General features: G+C 70.9%; 15 protein-coding genes and 1 pseudogene. 10 read left to right on the plus strand and 6 right to left on the minus strand.

Translation table 11 applies throughout. The features are described from left to right. Positions 1-357: 357 nt before the first annotated feature. Positions 358-2,124: a gamma-glutamyltransferase family protein gene (locus HNP84_RS29280; RefSeq protein ID WP_185053150.1), complete on the minus strand. Its 1,767-nt coding sequence runs from the start codon at positions 2,122-2,124 to the stop codon at positions 358-360. 383 nt (positions 2,125-2,507) lie between these two features. On the opposite strand from HNP84_RS29280, the gene HNP84_RS29285 reads away from it, so the two are divergent. From HNP84_RS29285 to HNP84_RS29325, 9 genes are all read left to right on the plus strand, one after another. After that, the gene (locus HNP84_RS29285; RefSeq protein ID WP_312925932.1) at positions 2,508-3,134 is read left to right on the plus strand and encodes an RraA family protein; all 627 of its coding nucleotides are present in this window, start codon (positions 2,508-2,510) and stop codon (positions 3,132-3,134) included. After that, positions 3,131-4,291, plus strand: a complete 1,161-nt coding sequence (locus HNP84_RS29290; protein WP_221336887.1) for a pyridoxal phosphate-dependent aminotransferase — start codon at positions 3,131-3,133, stop codon at positions 4,289-4,291. The genes HNP84_RS29285 and HNP84_RS29290 overlap by 4 nt, the downstream gene beginning before the upstream one ends. 108 nt (positions 4,292-4,399) lie before the next feature. Beyond that, entirely contained in the window at positions 4,400-5,017 is a 618-nt protein-coding gene (locus HNP84_RS29295) for a TetR/AcrR family transcriptional regulator (protein WP_185053152.1), read from the plus strand. Positions 5,018-5,449: 432 nt separating this feature from the next. Then, the gene (locus HNP84_RS29300; RefSeq protein WP_221336888.1) at positions 5,450-6,253 is read left to right on the plus strand and encodes an alpha/beta fold hydrolase; all 804 of its coding nucleotides are present in this window, start codon (positions 5,450-5,452) and stop codon (positions 6,251-6,253) included. Between the two features lie 163 nt (positions 6,254-6,416). Continuing rightward, on the plus strand, positions 6,417-7,619 hold the full coding sequence (locus HNP84_RS29305; protein WP_221336889.1) for a DUF3500 domain-containing protein: 1,203 nt from the start codon (positions 6,417-6,419) through the stop codon (positions 7,617-7,619). Positions 7,620-7,898: 279 nt separating this feature from the next. After that, positions 7,899-8,609, plus strand: coding sequence for a YoaK family protein (locus tag HNP84_RS29310; protein WP_221336890.1), 711 nt, complete (start codon positions 7,899-7,901; stop codon positions 8,607-8,609). Positions 8,610-8,853: 244 nt separating this feature from the next. Beyond that, entirely contained in the window at positions 8,854-10,188 is a 1,335-nt protein-coding gene (locus tag HNP84_RS29315; protein ID WP_221336891.1) for an MFS transporter, read from the plus strand. Continuing rightward, positions 10,185-11,399 carry an FAD-dependent monooxygenase gene (locus HNP84_RS29320; RefSeq protein WP_185053155.1) on the plus strand — a complete coding sequence of 405 codons (1,215 nt, stop codon included), beginning with the start codon at positions 10,185-10,187 and terminating at the stop codon, positions 11,397-11,399. Before HNP84_RS29315 ends, HNP84_RS29320 begins: the two co-directional genes overlap by 4 nt. Positions 11,400-11,634: 235 nt before the next feature. Then, positions 11,635-12,102 (plus strand): acyl-CoA dehydrogenase family protein, encoded by a 468-nt coding sequence (locus HNP84_RS29325; RefSeq protein ID WP_185053156.1) that lies wholly within the window; start codon positions 11,635-11,637, stop codon positions 12,100-12,102. A 577-nt stretch (positions 12,103-12,679) separates the two neighbouring features. Here HNP84_RS29325 and HNP84_RS29330 read toward each other — a convergent pair. From HNP84_RS29330 to HNP84_RS29345, 4 genes and pseudogenes are all read right to left on the minus strand, one after another. Further along, the gene (locus tag HNP84_RS29330; protein ID WP_185053157.1) at positions 12,680-13,765 is read right to left on the minus strand and encodes an FAD-dependent oxidoreductase; all 1,086 of its coding nucleotides are present in this window, start codon (positions 13,763-13,765) and stop codon (positions 12,680-12,682) included. 97 nt (positions 13,766-13,862) lie between these two features. Beyond that, positions 13,863-14,291, minus strand: coding sequence for a MarR family winged helix-turn-helix transcriptional regulator (locus HNP84_RS29335; protein ID WP_221336892.1), 429 nt, complete (start codon positions 14,289-14,291; stop codon positions 13,863-13,865). A 338-nt stretch (positions 14,292-14,629) separates the two neighbouring features. After that, positions 14,630-14,776: pseudogene (locus tag HNP84_RS56810) on the minus strand (methyltransferase, FxLD system); the annotation flags it as partial. 47 nt (positions 14,777-14,823) lie between these two features. Then, entirely contained in the window at positions 14,824-15,432 is a 609-nt protein-coding gene (locus HNP84_RS29345) for a TetR/AcrR family transcriptional regulator (protein ID WP_185053159.1), read from the minus strand. 140 nt (positions 15,433-15,572) lie between these two features. On the opposite strand from HNP84_RS29345, the gene HNP84_RS29350 reads away from it, so the two are divergent. Beyond that, positions 15,573-16,025: a hypothetical protein gene (locus HNP84_RS29350; protein ID WP_312925936.1), complete on the plus strand. Its 453-nt coding sequence runs from the start codon at positions 15,573-15,575 to the stop codon at positions 16,023-16,025. Positions 16,026-16,334: 309 nt separating this feature from the next. On the opposite strand, the gene HNP84_RS29355 is transcribed toward HNP84_RS29350, so the two are convergent. Beyond that, positions 16,335-20,270 carry an ALF repeat-containing protein gene (locus tag HNP84_RS29355; RefSeq protein ID WP_185053160.1) on the minus strand — a complete coding sequence of 1,312 codons (3,936 nt, stop codon included), beginning with the start codon at positions 20,268-20,270 and terminating at the stop codon, positions 16,335-16,337. Positions 20,271-20,414 lie beyond the last annotated feature (144 nt).

A 20,414-nucleotide genomic window follows, 5' to 3' on the forward strand; every position in this document is an offset into this window, starting at 1 on the left:
GCCGGGGTTGCGGCACGCGAACCGGGTCACCTGCAGGTGGATCAGGATCTCTTGGCCGCCGATGGCGGTGTCGGACAGCCGCCGCTGGTAACGGCGACGCTGATTCGGGCCAGGTGAGGGAGGAAGGTCGCGACCAGCTCTGAGACGTTCACCCATCATGATCAACCAGTACGGCAACGGCGCGCAGGAAGATCACGGAATGTGTGCCTGAGCCGGGGCGGCGACCCCCACCTCGCCCAACGGCGCCCCGCCGCAGCGGCGAAGGACAGGGCGAACAATGCCATTTCGCAGCTGGAGCCGCTGGTCGTACTCGGCCAAAAGCGTTTCACCCCGTCCGACCCGCGAGGCCGACGGTGGTCAGCGGCCGGCCGCGTAGCCCTGGGCGCCGCGGGGGTTGGCCGCCGCGCGAAGGAATTCGCCGTCGCGGGACACCGCGCTGAGCCTGCCGAGGGACCACGGGTCGCGGAGTTCCACCTCATGGCCGCGGCGGCGGAGCTCCGCCACGACGTCGGGGGCGATCCTGTTCTCGACGCACATGACGCCGGGGCGGGACCGGCGCGGGTAGAAGGAGCCGGGGAAGTGCTCCGAGTGGAACATCGGGGCGTCGATGGCCTCCTGCAGGTTCAGGCCGCCGCCGTGGACGAGGGCGAGGAAGAAGTTCACGCTCCACTGGTCCTGCTGGTCGCCGCCCGGGGTGCCGAAGGCCATCCAGGGCTCGCCGTCGCGCAGGGCGAACGACGGGGACAGGGTGGTGCGAGGGCGGATCCCGGGACGCAGGGAGTTGGGCAGGCCGTCCTGGAGCCAGAACATCTGGGCGCGTGTGCCGAGGCTGAAGCCCAGGGACGGGATCGTCGGGGAGCTCTGCAGCCAGCCGCCGCTCGGGGTGGCGGAGACCATGTTGCCGTGCCGGTCGACGACGTCGATGTGGCAGGTGTCCCCCCGCACCCTTCCGTCGGCGGCGACCACGGGTTCGGACGCGACGGGGCCGACCGTCGGTTCGCCCAGCCCGCGGGCGCCCGACAGGCCGGGGGCGAGGGTCGCGGGATCCGGGTAGTCGGGGAGCCGCGGTGCGCGGCCGCCCGGTGAGCCCGGACGCAGGTCGAAGGAGGCACGCGCGCCGACGAGGCCGCGGCGCTCGGCGTTGTAGGCGTCGCTGAGCAGGTCGCTCATGGGGACGTCGGCGGCGTCGCCGTACCAGGCCTCGCGGTCGGCGAAGGCGAGCTTGGCGCACTCGATCACGGTGTGGATGTAGTCGGCGCTCAGGTGGCCCATCGCGGTCAGGTCGTAGCCGGCCAGCAACGCCAGTTGTTGCAGGAACGCCGGCCCCTGACCCCACGGCCCGGTCTTGCACACGGTGTGGCCGTGATAGTCGAACGTGAGCGGCTCCTCCACGGTCGCCGACCACGAGGCGAGGTCGTCGGCGGTGAGCAACCCGCCGTGCGCCTCGCCCGAGCTGTCGCGCCACGCGGTCGTGGTGCTGAACTCGGCGATCGCCTCGGCGACGAAGCCGCGGTACCAGGCGTCGCGGGCGGCGGCGATCTGCGCCTCCCTGGTGCTGCCGACCGCCTCGGCGACGATGCGGCGATAGGTGTCCGCGAGCACGGGGTTCGTCAGCCGCGACCCGGGGGCGGGCACCTTCCCGCCGGGCAGCCAGGTCGCCGCCGAGGTCGGCCAGTCGTCGGTGAACAACCGCTCGACCGTCTCGATGGTGGCGGAGATGCGGCCCAGGACGGGCACGCCGTGCTCGGCGTAGTAGATCGCGGGTTCGAGCACCGCGGCGACCGGCCAGGTGCCCCAGCGCTCCAGCATGAGCATCCAGCCATCGAACGCCCCGGGCACGGTGGCGGCGAGCAAACCGGTGCCCGGCATCACCTTGACGCCGAGACCGGTGACGTGGTCGATGGTCGCCGCGGCGGGGGAGACGCCCTGGCCGCAGACGACGGACACCTTCTGCGCGTATTCGTCCCAGAGCAGGATCGGCACCTCGCCGGCCGGTCCGTTCAGGTGTGGTTCGGCCACCTGAAGGACGAATCCGGCCGCGACCGCCGCGTCGAACGCGTTGCCGCCGCCTTCGAGCACGCTCATGCCCGTCGCGGAGGCGAGCCAGTGGGTGCTGGCGACCATTCCGAAACTTCCCGCAAGTTCGGGCCGGGTGGTGAACACACTGGATCCTTTCGGCTGCGGCGTCGGGGACGCGTTCCGGGGTGAGCAGGTGACCGGCCGTACGCGGGTCGGTGGACTCGCGGTTCCGCCGCACGGCGGTCTTCGGATGACAGCGGGCGGGTGGGGATGGCGGATCGGTGGCGCCAGGTGCGTCGCCCCCGAGCACCACCCGGTGACCACGACCGGGTCGCCCTCCGTATCCGCCTGCTCCAGGCCTGTGGAGCAGTCCGGCGACTCGAGTCATTGTAGGTCGACACCTTAAGGGTTACGATCGTTCCACTTGAGAAAGATATCTCATTTAAGATTGGAGCATCATAGTGTTCATTGCTGCGGCGACGGACAGCGTGTCCATCGCTCCGAGCTGGGATCGCGTGGCAGCGGAGGAGATTCGCCGCCTGGGGGAGGTGCCGGCCGCCAACGTCGGCGACGCCCTGCGGCGGATGACCGTCATGGACGGCGGCATCCGGCTGGTCACCGAGCGCGCCACGCTGCTTGGGAACGCCCTGACCGTGGACGTGCGGTCCGGTGACAACCTCGCCATCCACCGGGCGCTCGACGAAGCCCTGCCGGGTGACGTCCTGGTCGTCAACGGACACGGAGACATGACCCGTGCGCTGATCGGCGACCTCATCGGCGAGATCATGGTGAATGCCGGGGTGACCGGCGCGGTGGTCGACGGCGCAGTCCGCGACGTCCGGGCGCTGTCGGAGATGGGGGTGACCGTCTACGCGCGGGCGATCACCCCAGCGGGACCCTTCAAGGACGGGCCCGGCGCCATCGGCGTGCCGGTGGCGGTCGGCGGCGTGGTGGTGGCGGCCGGTGACGTGCTCGCCGGTGACGCCGACGGCGTCGTCGTCATCCCCCGCCACCGCGTGCAGGAGGTCGTGGACGCGGTCGGCGGGATCGTCGAGAAGGAGGAGGCGCTGCGGCAACGCATCCTCGCCGCGCGCAGCACGGCGGTGGCCCGATGACCGGCCCGATGACCGTCATGCCGCTTGCCTCCCGGATCGAGGACCTGCGCCGCTGGTCGCGGCGCCCCGCCCTGGCCCCGGCCCCGCCGGGAGCCGTCTCCCTCGCCATGGGCGAGCCGGACTTCCCGACGCCGGCGCCGGTGATCGAGGCCGCCGCGGCCGCCCTGCGTGCGGGACACACCCACTACGCCGATCAGAAGGGCCTGCCGGAGTTGCGCGCCGCGCTCGCCTCGAGGTTGCCGGGGCACCCCGGCCGGGCCTGGACCGCGGACGACATCGTGGTCACCCACGGCGCCACGGCCGCGCTGGCGGCCGTCGTGCTCGCGATGATCGGGCCCGGCGACCGCGTGGTCGTCCCGGAGCCCGCCTACTCGCTCTACGCCGACCTGGTCGTCCTCGCGGGGGGCGCCGTGGACTTCGTCCCGCTCGCCCCGGACCTGCACTGGGACCTCGACGCCTTGGCCGCGGCGCTGCCCGGGGCCGCGATGATGATCTTCTCGAACCCGTCGAACCCGACCGGTATCGTGCACCGCGAGCAGGAGCTCAAGGCCCTCGGGGATCTCCTGGACGGCTCGGACACCCTGGTCGTCAGCGATGAGGCGTACCACCGGCTGGTCTACCCGGGGCATGTGATGACCTCGGCGCTGGAGGTCGACTCGCTGCGCGACCGGACGGTGTACGTACAGACGTTCTCCAAGACGTACGCGATGACCGGCTGGCGGGTGGGGTACCTGACCGGGCCGCGCGAGGTGGTGGACGCGGCCGCCCACGTGCACCGGACCCACAACGGCTCGTTGAACACGGCGGTCCAGCACGCGGCCCTCGCCGCCCTTGACCTGCCGGATGGCGTCGTCGACGCCATGGTCGAAAGGTACCGGCGGCGTCGCGAGCTCGTGGTCGGGCGGCTGTCCGGCGTTCCCGGCCTGCACCTGGTCCCGCCGGAGGGGGCGTTCTACGGGTTCCTCCGCTACGACGCCGGCCTGCCCTCCGAGGCGGTCGCCCGCGAGCTCGCCGAGCGCAAGGTGCTGGTCCGGGCCGGCGCCGAGTACGGGCCCTCGGGCGAGGGGCACGTGCGGATCTCGTTCGCGGCCTCCGAGGACGACCTGCGGACCGGGCTGGCCCGCATCGTCCGCCACCTCGGCGGCGGGAGATGCTGACGAGGCCGGACGAGCGACGCCTCACCCCGCACATGTCCGAGCGGCCGAGGGCGTGCCGGCCACACGGGGTATCCTTCGCCTGCGCTTCAATGGGGGCGCAGGACGCCCGTGCCCGGTCAGCGGGACGCCCGACGGGAGGAGGACAAGCTGCGCAGTGACACCCGCCGCAACCGCCGGCGCCTCCTCGAGGCCGTCGGCGAGCTCGCCCGGGAGGCGCCCGACCAGCTCACCATGCAGGCCGTCGCGTCCCGTGCGGAGATCGGACCGGCCACCGCCTACCGCTACTACTCCACGGTGGACGACGTGCTCGCGGCCTACGTGCTCAGCGTCGTCGAAGAGCTCCGCGATTACAGCGCGGCCTCGACCGCGGAAGGGCAACCGCTGTTCGACTCCGTCGTGGACAAGTGGGTGGACCTGCTGGCCGAGCACGGCCCGGCGCTGGTGCAGCTTCGATCCCGGCAGGGGTACCTGAAGCGGCTCCACAACGGGAACGAGATCATCGTCGCGATGCGGGACGCCTGGGCCAGGCCGGTGCGGGAGCTGCTCGACGACCTCGGCCTGCCGGGCGAGATGCTCGAGTACGCCCTGTTCCTCAACAACATCATGTACGACCCGCGGGAGATCCAGGACCTGCTGGAGGAGACGGACCTGTCCCGCCGGGAGGTCATCATCCGGCTGACCGAGGCCTACCGCGGCGCGTTGCGCGGGTGGGCGCGGGCCGGCTGATCATCCCTGGACGCCGGCGCTTCCGGCCCGGTGCCGACGAGCTCGGCGTCTGGCTCCCGCATACTTCCCGCGTTGCGCGTAATCCGCCTCCAGCTCGGCGAGTTACGCGGAACGCGGTTTCTTGGCTCTGCCACCATCCAAGGCGCCGGCGTCGCGCCCGCCGCGGGCGACGAGCGGCGGATCGCACGGGCGGCGCGGACGCCCTGAGGTGGTGGTCGACCCTGCGATGTCCGGGCGCTTCGAGGCTCAACGGCGACGAGCGGCAGGATGTACCGTTCCACGCAGGCGCGGTGGACGCCTGGTAGCTCGACGGGGACGCGCCCCGTCCTCGATCTTGTGATATGCCTCCCTAAGCACACGATGAACTGATACAGTCTTCTCAATTCGTAGCCGTGTCTACGTACTGTCCGACCAAGGGGGCCAGCAGTGGCTATGCATCAGGTGGAGCACGAACCGGCCGAATCGGCCCAAACCATACGGGCGGGTGAGCTCGAAGTCGGAATCATCGACGACGGTGGCAGCGGCGTGCCGCTCGTGCTCGTTCATGGCGGCGAGAGCGACCGCACCCAGTACGCCACACTCCGCTCGTACCTCGGCCCTGGAATTCGGGCGATCTCCTACGATCAACGCGATTCGGGGATCACCGTGAACCCGCCGATTCCGTACACGATGGGCGACCTCGCCGACGACCTCGTCGACTTGCTGGATGCGCTGGGGCTCCAGCGTGCGCACCTGCTGGGCACCTCCTTCGGCGGTGCCGTCGTGCAGCACACCGCGATCCGGCATCCCGAGCGGGTCGCATCCCTCGTCCTGATCGCCACCACGCCGAGCTTCGCGCTGTGTCCTCAGAAGGTCGGGGAACTGTTCGACATGTCCCACGACGACCGGCAGAAGGCGGTCAAGGACTACTTCGTCACACCCGAGGGCCGGGCCGATCTGCACAACCGGGCCGCCCAGACGCTGGCCTACCGTGATCCTGATAAGGCCGACCGCCGCCACGCTGCCGCCCGGCAGCACGAGGTCCGGGACCGGCTGGGGGAGATCACCGCACCCACCCTGATCGTGCACGGCACGCAGGACCTGCTGGCGCCCTACTCCGGCGCCCTCCTGATGAAGGAGCGGATCCCGAACGCCCGACTGCGCTCGATCGAGGATGGGCGCCACGCGATCGCGATGGAGTTCGCGCAGCCGATCGCCGGCTACATACGCGAGTTCCTCGGAGTGTCAGCAGCGTGAGCGACGCGACACACGCCCACCTCCGGCACACCCTGACATCAGAGCCTGCCGGGGGCGGCGCCCGCCCCCCGTCGGCGGGTGCCGGTGTCAGGCGCGAGCCTCCTCGGGCAGGTGCCGCCCTCCTGGCGCCACCGCTCCGGTGGGGACGTGACGTGCGGCGGGGATGTGCTGCCACGTCGTACCGGCCGGGGCGCTCTTCGCCCTCGCGATCGCCGCGGTGGTCGTGCCGGCCGCGATCAGCCGGGGGGCGACGGTGATCGACGCCGGGCGTGAAGTCGCCAACCGGATGGCCGAGGCGGCCCGGGCGTGGCTGGACTCCCTGGACGCCGAGCAGCGCAAGGCGGCGGTCGGAGCGCCACCGGGCACCGGCGGCGGTGCCGAGGACGAACGTACCCGCTGGTTCTACACGCCCACCGATCACGGCGGCCTCACCTTCCACCAGCAGCGCCCCGCCCAGCACCGGCTGGTGATGCGGCTGGTCGCGAGCGGACTGTCCGAAGCCGGGTACAACACCGTCGCCACCGTGCTCGGCCTGGAGAACGTGCTCGATCGGGTCGAGGGCTTCTCGGTGAACTGGGGGCGGGAACGCACCCGCGACCCCGGCATGTACTACCTGCGGGTCTTCGGCGAGCCCGGCGGGCCGCGGCCGTGGGGATGGCGGTTCGGCGGCCACCACGTCTCGCTCAACCACCTCGTGGTGGACGGGCGCGTCGCCGCCACCACGCCGTGTTTCCTGGGCGCCGACCCGGCCGCGTCGCCGCTGCTGGGCGGGGCGACGCTGCGCCCGCTGGGGGCGGCCGAGGACCTGGCCCGCGAACTGGTCCGCTCCCTGCGCCCCGAGCTCGCCGCCCGCGCGGTGCTGCTGACCCGTCCTCCGAACGACGTCGTTGCGGGCAACAGCAGCCGGATCGACGACCGCGTGCTGACGCGCGGGGAACTCTGGCGCCCCGGACAGCACACCCCGGACCGTGCCGATCACCCGGCCACCGGCCTGCACGGTGCGGACCGCCAGGCGCTGGCCCTCACCCCGGCGCCCAAGGGCGTGCCGGGCGCGGAGCTCGACGCCGCGCAGCGGGAGCTGCTGCGCGCCCTGCTCGGCACCTACCTCGACCGCGTCCCGGACGGGGTGTCCCCGCTGCCCCGCTACGACGACCCGGCGGCGCTGGACGCCGTGCACCTGGCCTGGGCCGGCTCCACCACCCCGGGCGAGCCGCACTACTACCGCCTGCAGGGGCCGCGGCTGCTCGTTGAGTGGACCAACGTCCACCGCGGCGTCAACCACGCCCACGCCGTGTGGCGGGACCCGGAGACCGACTTCGGCGGCGACGTCCTCGCCGCCCATCACGCCGCTCACCATCGCCATTAGAACGGGATGTGAGGACATGGACGGTCAACAACCTCCACCCACCGACGTTCCCCTCCACCAGCCGTGCCCCGGACCGCGGGAATCCTTCGTGGTGCCGGCGCACCGGCCGGCCTCCGCGACCACCCGGCCCGTACGGGAGCAGGGTGGCGACGCATCAGACGCATTCGATCTGTTCGACGCCTCGGACGCGTTGGACGCGTTGGACGCGTTCGGCGCGGCGACCGCCGGCGCCTTGGTGCCGCACGCGACCGCTCCGGCACCCGTATAAGCGACCGGCTCGTGCGAAGGCATGTGACCCCGCTGGGTCTGATGCTCGCCCTCACCTTCGCGACGGGCGTCGTCGACGCCGTCGGCTACCTGCGCCTGGACCAGGTGTTCGCGGGCAACATGACCGGCAACGTGGTCATCCTCGGCATGGCCGCCACCGGCGGGACGGGGCTGCCCGTGCTCGGTCCGGTCATGGCGCTGGTCTTCTTCCTCGTCGGCGCGGCGGCGGCCGGGCGGGTGCTGCGCACCGCCGCACCGGGCTGGGGGCATCGCTGCACGGGCCTGCTGGGCGGCGTCGGACTGGTCCTGGCCGCCACGGCGCTCGGCCTGGCCGTGACCGGGCCGGGCACCCCCGCCGCCCGCGCGTCGATGGCGTCGGCCCTCGCCCTGGCCATGGGAGCACAGGCGGCGACGGCCCGCCACCTGGCGGTGAAGGACGTCACCACCGTGGTCGTCACCTCCACGCTGACCGGCCTCGCGGCGGACTCCCCGCTGGGAGCGGCCCGCGGTCAAGGGGCACGGCGCCGAGTCGCGGCCGTCACCCTCATCACCGCCGGAGCGGCCGCCGGCGCGGCGCTGTGCCAGGTACACGAAGGTCTCGCGGTGGCGGCGGCAGCGCTCGCCGTGCTGGCCGTGACCGGCCTCGGCCACGCGTCCGCACGCTCCCCCCACCACGTGGCGGCCACGGCCGAACCGATGACCTCCCCGACGAGCAGTTCCTAGGCCGTCGGCCACGGCCCGGGCCCCACCTTCCCCAGCTTCGGCGCGACGACACCGACACCTCCACCCCTGACCGCGTTCGCGGCGATCGCCGACGGAGACCCGTGATGAAGACCCCTACGAAGTCCATATCCACAATCGACGACCGGACCACCGCCCACCGCGACCGCGCCAACGGAGGACGTCCATGAGCACAGTCCAAGCTCCCCCGGTCCGCATCGGTAAGGCCGCCGTCGCGGCTCTCGGCATGCTGGCCGCCGCCACCGGCGCCCTGGAGTCGGCGCTGACACCGACGCTGCCGCTGTTGCAGCGCGAACTGTCACTGACTCCTGCACAAGGGGCACTGGTCGGCATCGCGTTGTACCTCACCGGTGCCATCCTCCTGCCCATCACGGGCAACCTCGGTGACCGCTTCGGCGGGAAACGGGTCATGACCCGGCTGATGGGGGTGGTGGTGGTCGGCGGCCTGGTGTCCTCGCTGGCGCCGAACCTGCCGCTGCTGCTGCTCGGTCAGGTACTGCAGGGCGCGATGCTGGGCGCGCTGCCGCTCTCGTTCATCATGGTACGCAAGTACCTTTCCCAGGGCGAGTCCTCGGTGGCCATCGGTGTGGTCAGCGGGTTGTTCCTGGCCGGCGGCATGCTGGGCACGCTGATCTCCGGGCCCATCGCGGAGGGGCTGTCCCGGCACTGGATGTTCGCGATCCCGACGATCGGGATCGTCGTGGCGACCCTGCTCGTCCACAGGCTGATGCCGGACGACCCGCCGGCCCGGTCGGACTCCCGGATCGACTGGCCCGGCCTGCTTCTCATGAGCGGCATCCTGCTGACGCTCATGCTGGTGCTCGCGATCGTGCCCGAGGCCGGCAGCCAGCCGATCGAGCTCGGCGCCCTCGTCGTGCTCCTGGGCGTCCTCGTGACCGGATGGATCGTCGTCGAGCGCCGGTCCCGGGCGCCGATGTTCGATCTGCGCCTGCTCGCGCAGCCGGCGATCTGGAGCTCCTACGTGATCACATTCGCCGTCTGCCTGGGCACCAGCCTGTCGATGCATCTCGTTCCGCAGCTGCTCGCGGCGACCGGCGACGGGTACGGCTTCGGGGCCAGCGCCACCGACATCGGGTTCTACCTGTTGCCCGGCGCCGCCGCGGCGGCGGTCGCCGGCCCCGTCGCCGGGGTGACGGTGCGGCGTTTCGGCTCGCGTGCCGCGGTCATCGTCGGAGTCGTCTGCATGATGGCCGCGTTGATCGCCATGGTGTTCCTCCACGGCGAGATCTGGCACCTCGTCGTCGGCAAGGTGCTGGTCGCCCTGGCCAGCGGCGTCTGCGTCACGGCGGTGGTCGTCAAGACCGCCACCGCCGTCGATCACAGCGACACCGGCACCGCCACCAGCCTGGTCCTGGTGATTCGCGTGGTCGCCGCCGCCGCGGGCATGCAGATCGGCGGTGCCTTCCTCACCGCCGGGACCCCTTCCGGGTCGAACATCCCAACCGAATCGGCCTTCGTCACCGGCTTCGTCATCGGCGGCGCCATCGCGGTGCTGTCCCTGCTGGCCGTTCGCAAGCTGGACAAAGGAGTCAAGGAATGACGGATATCCGTACCACGCCGAGGCGCAAGGTCCTGGTATCGGGCGCCAGCATCGCGGGGCCCACCCTCGCGTTCTGGCTGAACCGCTATGGATACGACGTCACGGTGGTGGAGAAGGCGGGCACGATCCGCGCCGGTGGCTACCCCATCGACGTGCGCGGCACCGCCCTGGAGGTCGTCCGGAGGATGGGAATCCTGCCGCGGCTGCGGGACGCGCACATCGACCTGCGGCGGCTGACCTTCCTGAACGAGGACGGCAGCGAGGTGGCCTCGGTCCACCCGCACAACGTCACCGGCGGCGTCGCGGGGCACGACCTGGAGGTGCGGCGCGGGGACCTGACCGAGGCCCTCTACGCCGCGGTCCGTGACCACGTGGAGTTCATGTTCAACGACTGCATCGAGACCCTCGACCAGTCCGGCGACGGGGTCGACGTCACCTTTCGCGGGGGCGGCAGCCGCAGGTTCGACATGGTGCTCGGCGCGGAGGGCATGCACTCACGCACGCGGGAGATGGTGTTCGGCCCCGAGGAGCCGTTCCACCGGTACCTCGGCTACTGCTTCGCCGTGTTCACCATGCGCAACACCTTCGGGCTCTCCCACGAGACCGTGATGTGGAACACCCCGGGCCGGGCCGCGGCTCTCTACGCCACGGGGGACGACGACGTGCACGCCTTCCTGACCTTCGCCCGGCCGGAACCGCCGTTCGACGCGTTCCCGAACCCGGAAGCCCAGCGGAAGCTGGTCGCCTCGGTCTTCGCCGACGCGGGATGGGAGGTCCCGGGCATGCTGGCCGCGATGCGCGACGCGGACGACGTGTTCTTCGACGCCGTCGCCCAGATCCGCATGCCCCGCTGGTCCAGCGGCAGGGTCGCCGTGGTGGGCGACGCCGCGCACGCGCCCTCCTTCCTCACCGGGCAGGGCACCAGCCTCGCGCTCGTCGGCGCGTACATGCTCGCCCACTCCCTGGCCGATCGGGACCATGCCGCGGGCTTCGCCGCCTACGAACAGGACACCCGCGAGTTCGTGACCCTGAACCAGGGGCTGGTCGGCGAGGGCGGCGCCACCCTCTTCCCGACCACCGCCGAGGCCCTGCGGCAGCGCAACGACAGGCTGCGCAAACTCACCGCCATGCCCTCCTCGGCGGGACGACCGGCCCACTCGGCCCTCACCCTGCCCGAACTCCCGCCTGTGACGCCCGGGTACGCCCGCTGACGACGGACGCCCCTGGTGGCCAGAGACCGGCGTTTCGCATTGCGTGGAGAGTGAACTCGGTGCGGCCGCACGCGCATCGGCTCCGCACGACCGCCTACGCGGTGATGCGGCCGGTCGCCCGCGACGGGCAGCCACGCATGACCGAGACCGGCCCGGACTGGCGCTTCTGCCTGGTGCCCCGCTCGTCGGTGACGGTGCGGGACACCTGGCACGCGACCGGCCTGTGGTGCTGGGCATGGCGCGGGCGGCGATCGACGAGGTGGCGGCGCTGTCGCGCACCAAGACCGGGCCGGACGGCGTGCCGCTCGCGCAGCAGCGCCGGGTCCAGGCCGTCCTCGGCCAGGCCGGCGCGCGGGTCGACGCCGCCGTGGCGTTGCTGCTGGCCACGCTCGGCAAGTTGGATGCCGCCGCGGCGGAGGGCCGCCCCTCGACGGAGGCCGAGCGCGGTGCCGTACGGGGCGCGTTGCCCCACGCGGCCGAGACCGCGCGGGCCGTACTCATCTCGATGTACGAGTTGGGCGGCTCGACCGCGCTGTACGAGTGGAGCCGGCTGGGCAGGCTTTTCCGCGACGGCCACGCCGCGGCACCTCCATCTTGTCGGCGGCCAACTAGGAGCTGGCCGGCCGCACCGCATCGGCATTCCCGGCGACGACCCTACCCTTTGAGTTCGTTACTCGGGCCGGGACGTGTTCCTGGTCGATGACCACGTGCGGCGTAGCCACGTCTGATGCAGGGCGGCGGCCGGTGGCCGCGATGACCAGCGGCCGCTCGCCCACCGGGCGAACCGGCCCACCGCCGCGGCGGTCGGGGAGGGCCGTACCGCCCTCTCGAATCATCGGTGACGGGGGCGGCGGTGCCGCGGTTTCCGGATCGGTGCACGCCGAGCGGCGCCGGTTCCTGTCCCAGGTGGCGCGGTGCTCGACGAACCAAGGGCTGGAGCGGCGCAAGGACCGCAAGTTCCCGATCCCTGCCGGCCTTCCTCGCCCAGGCCGCGGTGGACCAACTGGATGAGGTGGTGGCTCTGTTCGACCAGGCGGTGTCGGCCCGGGAGCCGCGGGCCAAGGCAAGACGGACGAGGCGCTGGTGGAACGGGCCCTGCTCGGCAGCGGCTCCGCCCGCATCGCACCGCTGGACGGCGGGCAACTTCGTCAGCTTCGGCTCACTACCGCCACTGGTCGTTCGCTTGCCGGTCAAGCCCCGACAACCGGCCTGGCCTGCCTCTCCTACGGCCAGGCCCGACCAGCGCTCCGCGGCGACGCCGCTTGCCTGGGGTAGCCGTGTCAGTACGGCTTGAAGTCGGGGTAGTAGGCCGCGGCTGCGGTGGCGGTGTCGATGTTCCGCGGGAACAGCTCGGCTTCGTAGGCGCGGATGGCCGCGTCGATGTCCTCGGGCTGTTGGGCGATGGCGTTGCCGAGCCGGCCGGCGTCGTACAGCGCCCAGTTCGCTCCTTCGCCGTCCGGCGGAGCCAGGTGGGCGGCGTCTCCGATGAGCGTGACCCCGGGTACATGCTCCCAGCGGTGCCCGATCGGCAGCCCGTACAAGGGGCGGAATACCGGCGGGATGTCGCTGTCCGCGACCAGCGCGACGAGCTCCGGCGCCCACCCCTCGAACATGGCCGCGACCGTGCGGGCGGCCGCAGGGCCGTCGTTGAAGTCGATGCCATCGAACCAGTCGAGCGGCCGGTCGAACATGGCGTAGGAGTGCAGGGTGTCCGCGCGCTCGCGCTGCACGCCGAGACCGATGCGGGTGGTTTCGTCGTAGGCGGTCATCGACCCGCCGCCGACCAGCGCCAGGGTGGCAGGGTGCCGGGTGTCGCTCTCGTACAGGTACGTCTCGACCATGGAGCGTCCGGCGTAGGCGGGTGTGGCATCGGACAGCAGCGGCCGGACCTTCGACCAGGCGCCGTCGGCACCGACGAGGATGTCGGTGACAATCGTCGATCCGTTGGCGAAGGTGACTTCGTGACGACCGTCCTGGAGGGTCCGGACATTCTGCGTCTTGTGGCCCCAGACGACCGTGCCGGCGGGGAGGGATTCCAGCAGCAACTGCCGGAGCTCGCCACGCTGTACCTCGGGGCGGCCTGCGGCGGGGTCGTCGGGCTGGTCCGCCAGGATGGTGCCGTCAGGTGCCACGTCGCGGGATGCCTGGCGGCCTTCGAGGATGAGGGATCGGAAGCCGTCCATCAGGCCGGCGGCGCGGATCCCGTGCTGTCCGTTGTAGTCGTGGATGTCGAGCATGCCGCCTTGGCCGCGGGCCTGCGCGGACGGCTCCGCCTCGTACACCGTGGACGGGATTCCGTGAACCGCCAGGGTTCGGGCCAGCGTCAGTCCCGCAAGACCGGCGCCGATGATCGTGATCTGGGTCATGCATGCGTTCCTTACTGCTCTGGGATGAACCGGCGGTCCTGCCCGCAGGGGGCTCCCGGCCGCCTCGCGGAACAAGCGGAGTGACAGGGCTGCCGGGTCAGGGGAAGCTGGGCGGCTCGATCCGGGATGCGAGCTGCTCCAAGAGGTCGTGGAGCCGCGCCCGCTCTTCGGCGTCCAGCGGCGCGAGGATCGACTCCTCGACGCGGTCCATGGCTTCTTCGAAGCCCTGGATCAGCTCGGAGCCCGCTGGGGTGACATGCACCCGGCGGCTGCGCGTGTCACCCTCCTGCGTCCGGCGTTCCACGAGTCCGCGCCGCTCCAGCCCGGCCAGGAGCCGCGAGACGCCCGGCGCGCTGGTACGCGTGGCCCGGGCGACGTCACGCTGGATGGCATCCGGGTTCTTTGACAGGTACGCCAACACGGCGCTCTGCTCGTGGGTGAGGCCGCGTTCCCGTATCCAGTCATCGGCGATGCGCCGCTGCCCCCACACAACCCACCGCATCAGCTCCAACGTGCTCTCCTTCATAGTTAACATGCTAACTGTTGCATAGTTAACGATCAAATCGGGATACCTCTCACACTGGTGTCCGGCCTATCCGTGGGGTGCGAGGACCCTCGGTGACCTTGGCGATGGCTTCGGCACCGCGGCCCTCGGCCCGCAGCGCGGCCACCGTCAGCGCCAGATAGTCGCTAGTCCAGGTCGCGACCGCGTTGGTCAGCAGGCGCCGCCGCGCAGCGGCATGAAGACGGCCAGTTCGCTGTGCACGCTGCGCCAGCCGTGGGGGCCGCGTTCGAGGGCGATGCTGCGCGGGGCGGCGCTACGCAGTCGCAACGGCACCACCAGGCGTCCGCCGGAGCGAGCTGTTCCAGCCAGGCGGTGGGTGTCTCCCAGGCGCCCACGGTGGCGATGATCTTGTCGTGCGGAGCGCGCTCGGGATGTCCTGCCGTCCCGTCGCCGCAGATGACCTCGACGTTGGTGATGCCTGCGGCCTCCAGGTGTTCGCGGGCGCCGTCGGCGAGGTCGTCAACCGGGGATCAGGAACCAGCACTGCAGGGGTTCACCTGGATATGGCCGGTGTGGTCGTGGTGGACAGCAGTGCGGCACAGGCGAACCGGGCGAGTCGTTCGGGCAGGTCGTGCGGGTCATGGTGGCAGATGAACAGCCACGACATCACGGTTCCGCCGAACATCGCATGGAACAGATCGACGTCTGGCATCCGCGCCAGCTCGCCGCGCCGCACCGCGCGTTCCAGCAGCTCGGCGTTTCCGGCTCGTTCCGGCTCTACGAAGGTCCTGGTGAACCGTGAGGCCAGTGCCGGATCACCCGCGGCCTCGCCGAGCAGGCTCATCAGCGCGGTGGCGGCCCCCGGGTTGGTCAGGTGGCCGACGATCACCCGCGCCAGTGCGGTCAGGTCGCCCAGCAGCGACCCGGTATCCGGTGGCACCTCCAGCGTCCGTCCGTGAATGATCGCGGCGAAGGCCATCTCATGTTTGCCGGCGTAGCGCCGGTAGATCGACGCCTTGCCGATCCCCGCGCGCTCGGCCACGGCGGCCACCGTCAGGCCCGTGTACCCGACCTCTTCCAGGAGCTCGATGACGGCCGCGGTGATGGCCGCATCGACGCGGGTGTCACGTGGCCGCCCCGTCTGTTGCTTGTTGCGATGCATTCCGCCATGATACGAGACCAGAGTTTCGGAACTATGGTCTTGAAAGTAGGTCAGTGGTGATCGACGAAGCGGTGGCATGGTCACCTTCGGCCGGCACCCGGCGGCCGGTCCCGAGATGGGCCGTCGGGAGGGCGCACGCGGTGCCCCTGCTCGTCCTGCCGTCGAGCCTGTGGCGAATCGGCCTGGCCATGGGGCTTCCGCTCGGCTACACCGAGCAGGGGCTGCGTGACATCATCGGCACGACCATGTGGGGACCGCTGTACCTGGTGGCTCTGGCCGCGCTGACCGAGGGTGCGGCCCTGCTTACGCTCGGCCTCGTTCGCCCCTGGGGCGAGGTGGTGCCGCGCTGGATCCCGCTGCTCGGCGGCCGCACGATCCCGCCCGCGGCCGTCACCGTGCCCGCCTGGCTCGGCGTCGCGGTTCTGACCCTGCTGTGGACGCCGTTCCTGTTCTGGTGGACACTGCCGCACGCCGACATGACCGGGACCGGAAGGCTGCTCGTCGGGCTCGTCTACCTGCCCCTCGTGGCCTGGCCACCGCTGCTCGCCGCCGTCACCCTGTCCTACCAACGCCGCCGCCGTGGCGTGTCATGAGCACCCGCTCGGCTCCGCCCGCCCAATTGGGTCGCCAACAGCCACCCGCACCCGCACCGTAGCCCAGGTGACGAGCCATTACATCGAGTGCCCTACGGGCCGGCTGCCTGCCACACCGTGGAGGCTGCGATGTTGTAGCCCAGCCGGGCCGATTCGCCTGCGGCAGGGCCTGCACCGCACGGGCCACGTGCCCGTCGCCGGGGTCCAGTGGCGTATGCCGCGCTTCCAGCGGGTGAGTGCGCCGCCGGCCCTGCCCGTGTGGTCGGCGAAGAAACTGACCACACGGGCAGGATGACGACGCATGTCGGGCTAGCACTGGGAGCGGTCCGTGATGACCCTCTGCTCCTCCCTGGTGGTCAGGTCGATGACGATGATCTTGGTGACTTTGGGGTTGAGCAGCAGCTCGAAGCATTCCACGGTCTTCCAGACGCCCGACGGTTGCACGCTTTCTCCGAGCACTACTCGGACCTCGCCGGAGGCATTCCGGGCATAGGCTTGCGACACCCGCCTCCACACGGCGTTCACCTGGGCTTTAATGGCGTCCCATGGCACCTCCGCGGGGTCCCAATCCATATCTCTGCTACGCCAGATCGCCTGTGGGATTCCGCGGCTGTCCATGAGCATTTCGAGCGTGGTTCCGCCCTTTTCCTTCGCGATTTCAGCGGCTTCGTCAGGTCCCGCGGACAAGTATTTCTCATTTCCTGTCTCGGTGCGGCCGGACCAGAAGAAGGCAGTGCCGCTGGGGGAGGTGTAGTTGCCGGCGGAATGCAGGCTGGCCTCCATCGCCCGGACGTGCGCGAGGACCAGTTGTTCCTTGCTCCTGATAAGGCCTATTCGGATTTCCGAGACCGCGTCCGAGCCCGTTCTGGCAGCCGTGTAGGCGTTCTTGAGAGCCCGGAAGCCGGCGCTGACCAGCTTGCCGATCCCGGCGGCGACCAGCTCTTCGAGAACGATCGTGCCGATGTTGAGCAGCGTCTTGCCCAGCGATTGGTCACCATTGATGAGGCGGGAGATCTCAATGCCGACTTCGACGACGGTGAGCACCGCTCCGCAGACCCGAGTGAGACTGCAGCCCGCGGTGAGGGGAGCCCACCCCGCAGCGAACAACGTGTACCCGTACTTGATCGCCTGGAAGGTGAGAATGTATCGTTGCATTCCCTGGAACGCAGGGTCCAAGGTGGAGTTGATGCAGTTCTGGTAAGACTGACTGTCTTGCGGATATATGTCACAGAAGGCGGAGTTGATGTAGGCCCGCGTGGCCAGGTCCTCCGGATCTCCGATGACGTTCTCGATGCAGTTGCTATAGAATCCGCCCTCTTCTAGGCCGTACAACTCCTCCAGCTTGGCGTAATCGTCCCTTGTGTACTCGACAATGCATTTGTGGATTTCCACGCCGGCGGCATGTTCGTAAGCCTCGTAGGCCTCATTGGCCGCTGCGACGGCCGCCTCGGCGTCGAGGCCGGCCTCAGTGGCCGACCTGTAGGCGCTGCCGGCCGCTGCATAGGCCCTGTTGGCGGCGTCGATGGCGATCTCGTGGGAGGCGACCGCCCAGGTGGCCGACCGGATGGCGCTGCGAGCCGAGGTGTTGGCCCTGGTGGCCGCCTCGCGGGCGGTCTTGACCGCGGCCGCGGCCTTGCTCACCGAGGCAGCAGCCTGATCGGCGTAGTCGCTCGCCTGCTGGGCATACCCGGAAGCCCGCTGCGCCGAATCGATCGCCTGCTGAGTGTACGATGCGGCCTCCAGGGCCTTGTCGCGGGCGCGGGCGGCCACGGCCTGCGCTTCCAGCGCATACTGCACAGCCGTCTCGGCGGCCTGGCTGATCTTCGTGAGCAGACCGGAGACCACAGCCAAATGGATCGCGCTCGCATGATCCCGCTCGGCCGCGGTGAACCGGCCGGTGGTGAGAAACTGCTTCAGGCCCGGCGCGGGTCCTTCCAAGGCGATCTGCGCGGCCGCCTTCACCTCCGGTCCGCTGTGGGGGCTTGCCAGGATCTGGTTGACCCGCACCCGGTCACCGATGGCCGCCGCCGTGTACTGGCCGGTGTCAAGAAAGTCGCGCAACGCCTGCAGCGTGTCGGTGTCGAGTGCTTGCTGGGCCCGCTGCGCCAGAACGACGTCGCCGGACGCCTTGGCCGCGGTCAGGATCTGGTTGACCTTCAACCGGTCCGCGCTGTAGCGGCCGGGATAGTTCTGAGTACGCAGGAAGGTCGCGACCGTCTGATCGCTGCCGGCCAGCGCGCTCCTGGCCGCCGTCGCCAAAGCGGCGTTCTCGGTCACCGCCAGGTTCATCACCGCAATGCGGTTGTCCTGTGCCACGGCGTTGGGGATGCCGGTGCGGACGAACTCCAGAACGAGATCGTCGGTGCTGCCCAGCGCGGCCAGCGCCGCCTGTTTGGTCCAGGCGCCCTGGCCGCCGGCCAGGTTGAGCGCGACCCTGCGTGCCGCCGCCACCGCGGCGGCACGCTCGGTGGCCGGGTCCAGCACCACGGCGATGAGCCTGTTGGTTTCCGCATCGCGTTTGGCGGCTTGGTCGACGTCCCAGTCTGCGACGCGTTGCTGTGCCTCGTACTCGGCGTTGGCGGCACGGGCGATCTCCAGCCCCTCGTCCCGGGCCACCGCCAAGCGCTCGGCGTCGGCGGCGCGCGCTGCCTTGAACACGGCGTCTGCCTGCTCTGCGGTGTCCAGCGCCTCCTGCGCGGCAGCGGTGGCGGCGTTGGCGTGGTCGGTGGCGCGTTGCGCAGCCTCGGCGGCCTCGCCGGCGTGCTCCGCGGCATCGAGGGCCGCGATTGCTGCGGCCTCGGCGTTGGCCGCTGCCCGGTTGGCGGCCTTCCGCGCGTTGTCCGCGGCGCTGATGGCTTCCTGGAGATACTCCTCGGCTGCCCGTGCCGCCCGGGCGGCACGCTCGGCGTTGGCCCGCGCCCTCGCCGCCGCAGCGACCGCCTCCTGGGCTTCCGCGCCGGCCGCGTTGGCGTACCGCACCGCCTCGTCATTGGCGGCCGCTGCCGCCAGGGCGTGCTCCGCCGCAGCCCTGGCCGATTCGATGGCCTTCTGGCCGTTTGCCAGCGCCTTGCCCGCCTCTTCCGCCCGGGTGGCGAAATCTCGCGTCTGCTGGGCGATCGCATTGGCTTCCTGCGCCGCCTGTCGTGCGACATCCGCCCTGTTGGCATCCACTGACGCCTCGGCGGCCGCCCGGTAAGCCGCGGTGGCTTTCTGGCTGGCCTTCGACGCCATCTGCGCCGCCCGCGCCGCCGCGGTGGAGGCGACTCGCGCCGCCCGGTTCGCCGCCGCTGCCGCCTCAACGGCCACCCGCGCCGCATCGGCCGCCTTCTGCGCCGCCCTGGCCGCCCGCTGGGCCTGCGCCTTCGCTTCGGCCATGTTGTCGCGCGCAGCTTCGGTCGCCTCGGCGGCCTCCGCCGCGGACCGTCGCGCCGCGGCTGCGGCGTCCCTGGCGCGGTCGGCCTCGCCGGTGGCGTGGGTGGTCTCCTGCTTCGCCAGCGCAGCGGCCGCCTCCGCCTGGCCGAGCAGATCTTCCAGCGTCGCGGTCTCGTCGTCTCGCGCCGACGCCACCGCCCAGCCGTAGGAGAGGAACGCCTCCAGCGCCTCCGGCGTACCCTCGTCCAGCGCCTTCTGGCCCGCGGCGCGTACTTGCGGGCCGCCGGTAGCCATCGCCTGGTTGATCCGTAGCCGCTGGTCAGTGTTCCACTGCGTCTGCCAGCCTGACTCCAGGAACTCCCGCAGCGCCTGAGTATCTCCGGAGTCCAGTACGGCCTGCGCCGCCTGCTTGACCTGTTCGCCGCCGGCGCTCATCAGCTGGTTCACCGACACGCGCGCGTCGATGTCCGACGGGCCCTGCCACCCGCTTTCCAAGAACGTGGCGATCGCGTTCTGATCACCTGCCGCGTCGGCGTCCAGGGCGGCCTGGGCCTTCGCGCGCAACGCGGGGCCACCGTTACTGATGACGCTCACGAGGGTGTCCCGCTGGTCGAGACGCTGAGCCTGGCGCCATCCTCCGGCCAGGAACGCGCTGACCTGCTCGTCCGAGCCCAGCAGCGCCGCCTCGGCCGCTAATCGGACCTGCGGGCCGCCCTCTTGCCAGGCCACCACCACGTGGGAGCGATCAGCGGCGAGCGGCTGCTCGGCATGTGCCGGCATCACCCGCAACATGCCGGCCAGCAGAGTCAGGACTACGAGTACCGCGATCGTCGCCTGCCGACGCACCGCACCGGAGTGCGTTCGCCCGTTCACGGTCGGTATCCACGCATGCACGTACAGCCTCCGTCACCGCTCGGTTCTTCGCACACATGGGAGCGCTGAAGAGGCGAAACCGGTCACCGTCCATTCAGCACTGCGGAGTGTCACACAATGCTTGAATGCCGGGCAATACCGGAG

Origin of the sequence: Thermocatellispora tengchongensis (genome assembly GCF_014202315.1) — a bacterium.
Classification (GTDB): domain Bacteria; phylum Actinomycetota; class Actinomycetes; order Streptosporangiales; family Streptosporangiaceae; genus Thermocatellispora; species Thermocatellispora tengchongensis.

Bases quoted from the DNA above. Each gene is read 5' to 3' on its own strand.
- HNP84_RS29280 (WP_185053150.1), bottom strand. From the start codon at position 2,124: ATGGTCGCCAGCACCCACTGGCTCGCCTCCGCGACGGGCATGAGCGTG.
- HNP84_RS29290 (WP_221336887.1), top strand. From the start codon at position 3,131: ATGACCGGCCCGATGACCGTCATGCCGCTTGCCTCCCGGATCGAGGAC.
- HNP84_RS29300 (WP_221336888.1), top strand. From the start codon at position 5,450: ATGCATCAGGTGGAGCACGAACCGGCCGAATCGGCCCAAACCATACGG.
- HNP84_RS29305 (WP_221336889.1), top strand. From the start codon at position 6,417: ATGTGCTGCCACGTCGTACCGGCCGGGGCGCTCTTCGCCCTCGCGATC.
- HNP84_RS29315 (WP_221336891.1), top strand. From the start codon at position 8,854: ATGCTGGCCGCCGCCACCGGCGCCCTGGAGTCGGCGCTGACACCGACG.
- HNP84_RS29320 (WP_185053155.1), top strand. From the start codon at position 10,185: ATGACGGATATCCGTACCACGCCGAGGCGCAAGGTCCTGGTATCGGGC.
- HNP84_RS29325 (WP_185053156.1), top strand. From the start codon at position 11,635: ATGGCGCGGGCGGCGATCGACGAGGTGGCGGCGCTGTCGCGCACCAAG.
- HNP84_RS29330 (WP_185053157.1), bottom strand. From the start codon at position 13,765: ATGACCCAGATCACGATCATCGGCGCCGGTCTTGCGGGACTGACGCTG.
- HNP84_RS29335 (WP_221336892.1), bottom strand. From the start codon at position 14,291: ATGAAGGAGAGCACGTTGGAGCTGATGCGGTGGGTTGTGTGGGGGCAG.
- HNP84_RS29345 (WP_185053159.1), bottom strand. From the start codon at position 15,432: ATGCATCGCAACAAGCAACAGACGGGGCGGCCACGTGACACCCGCGTC.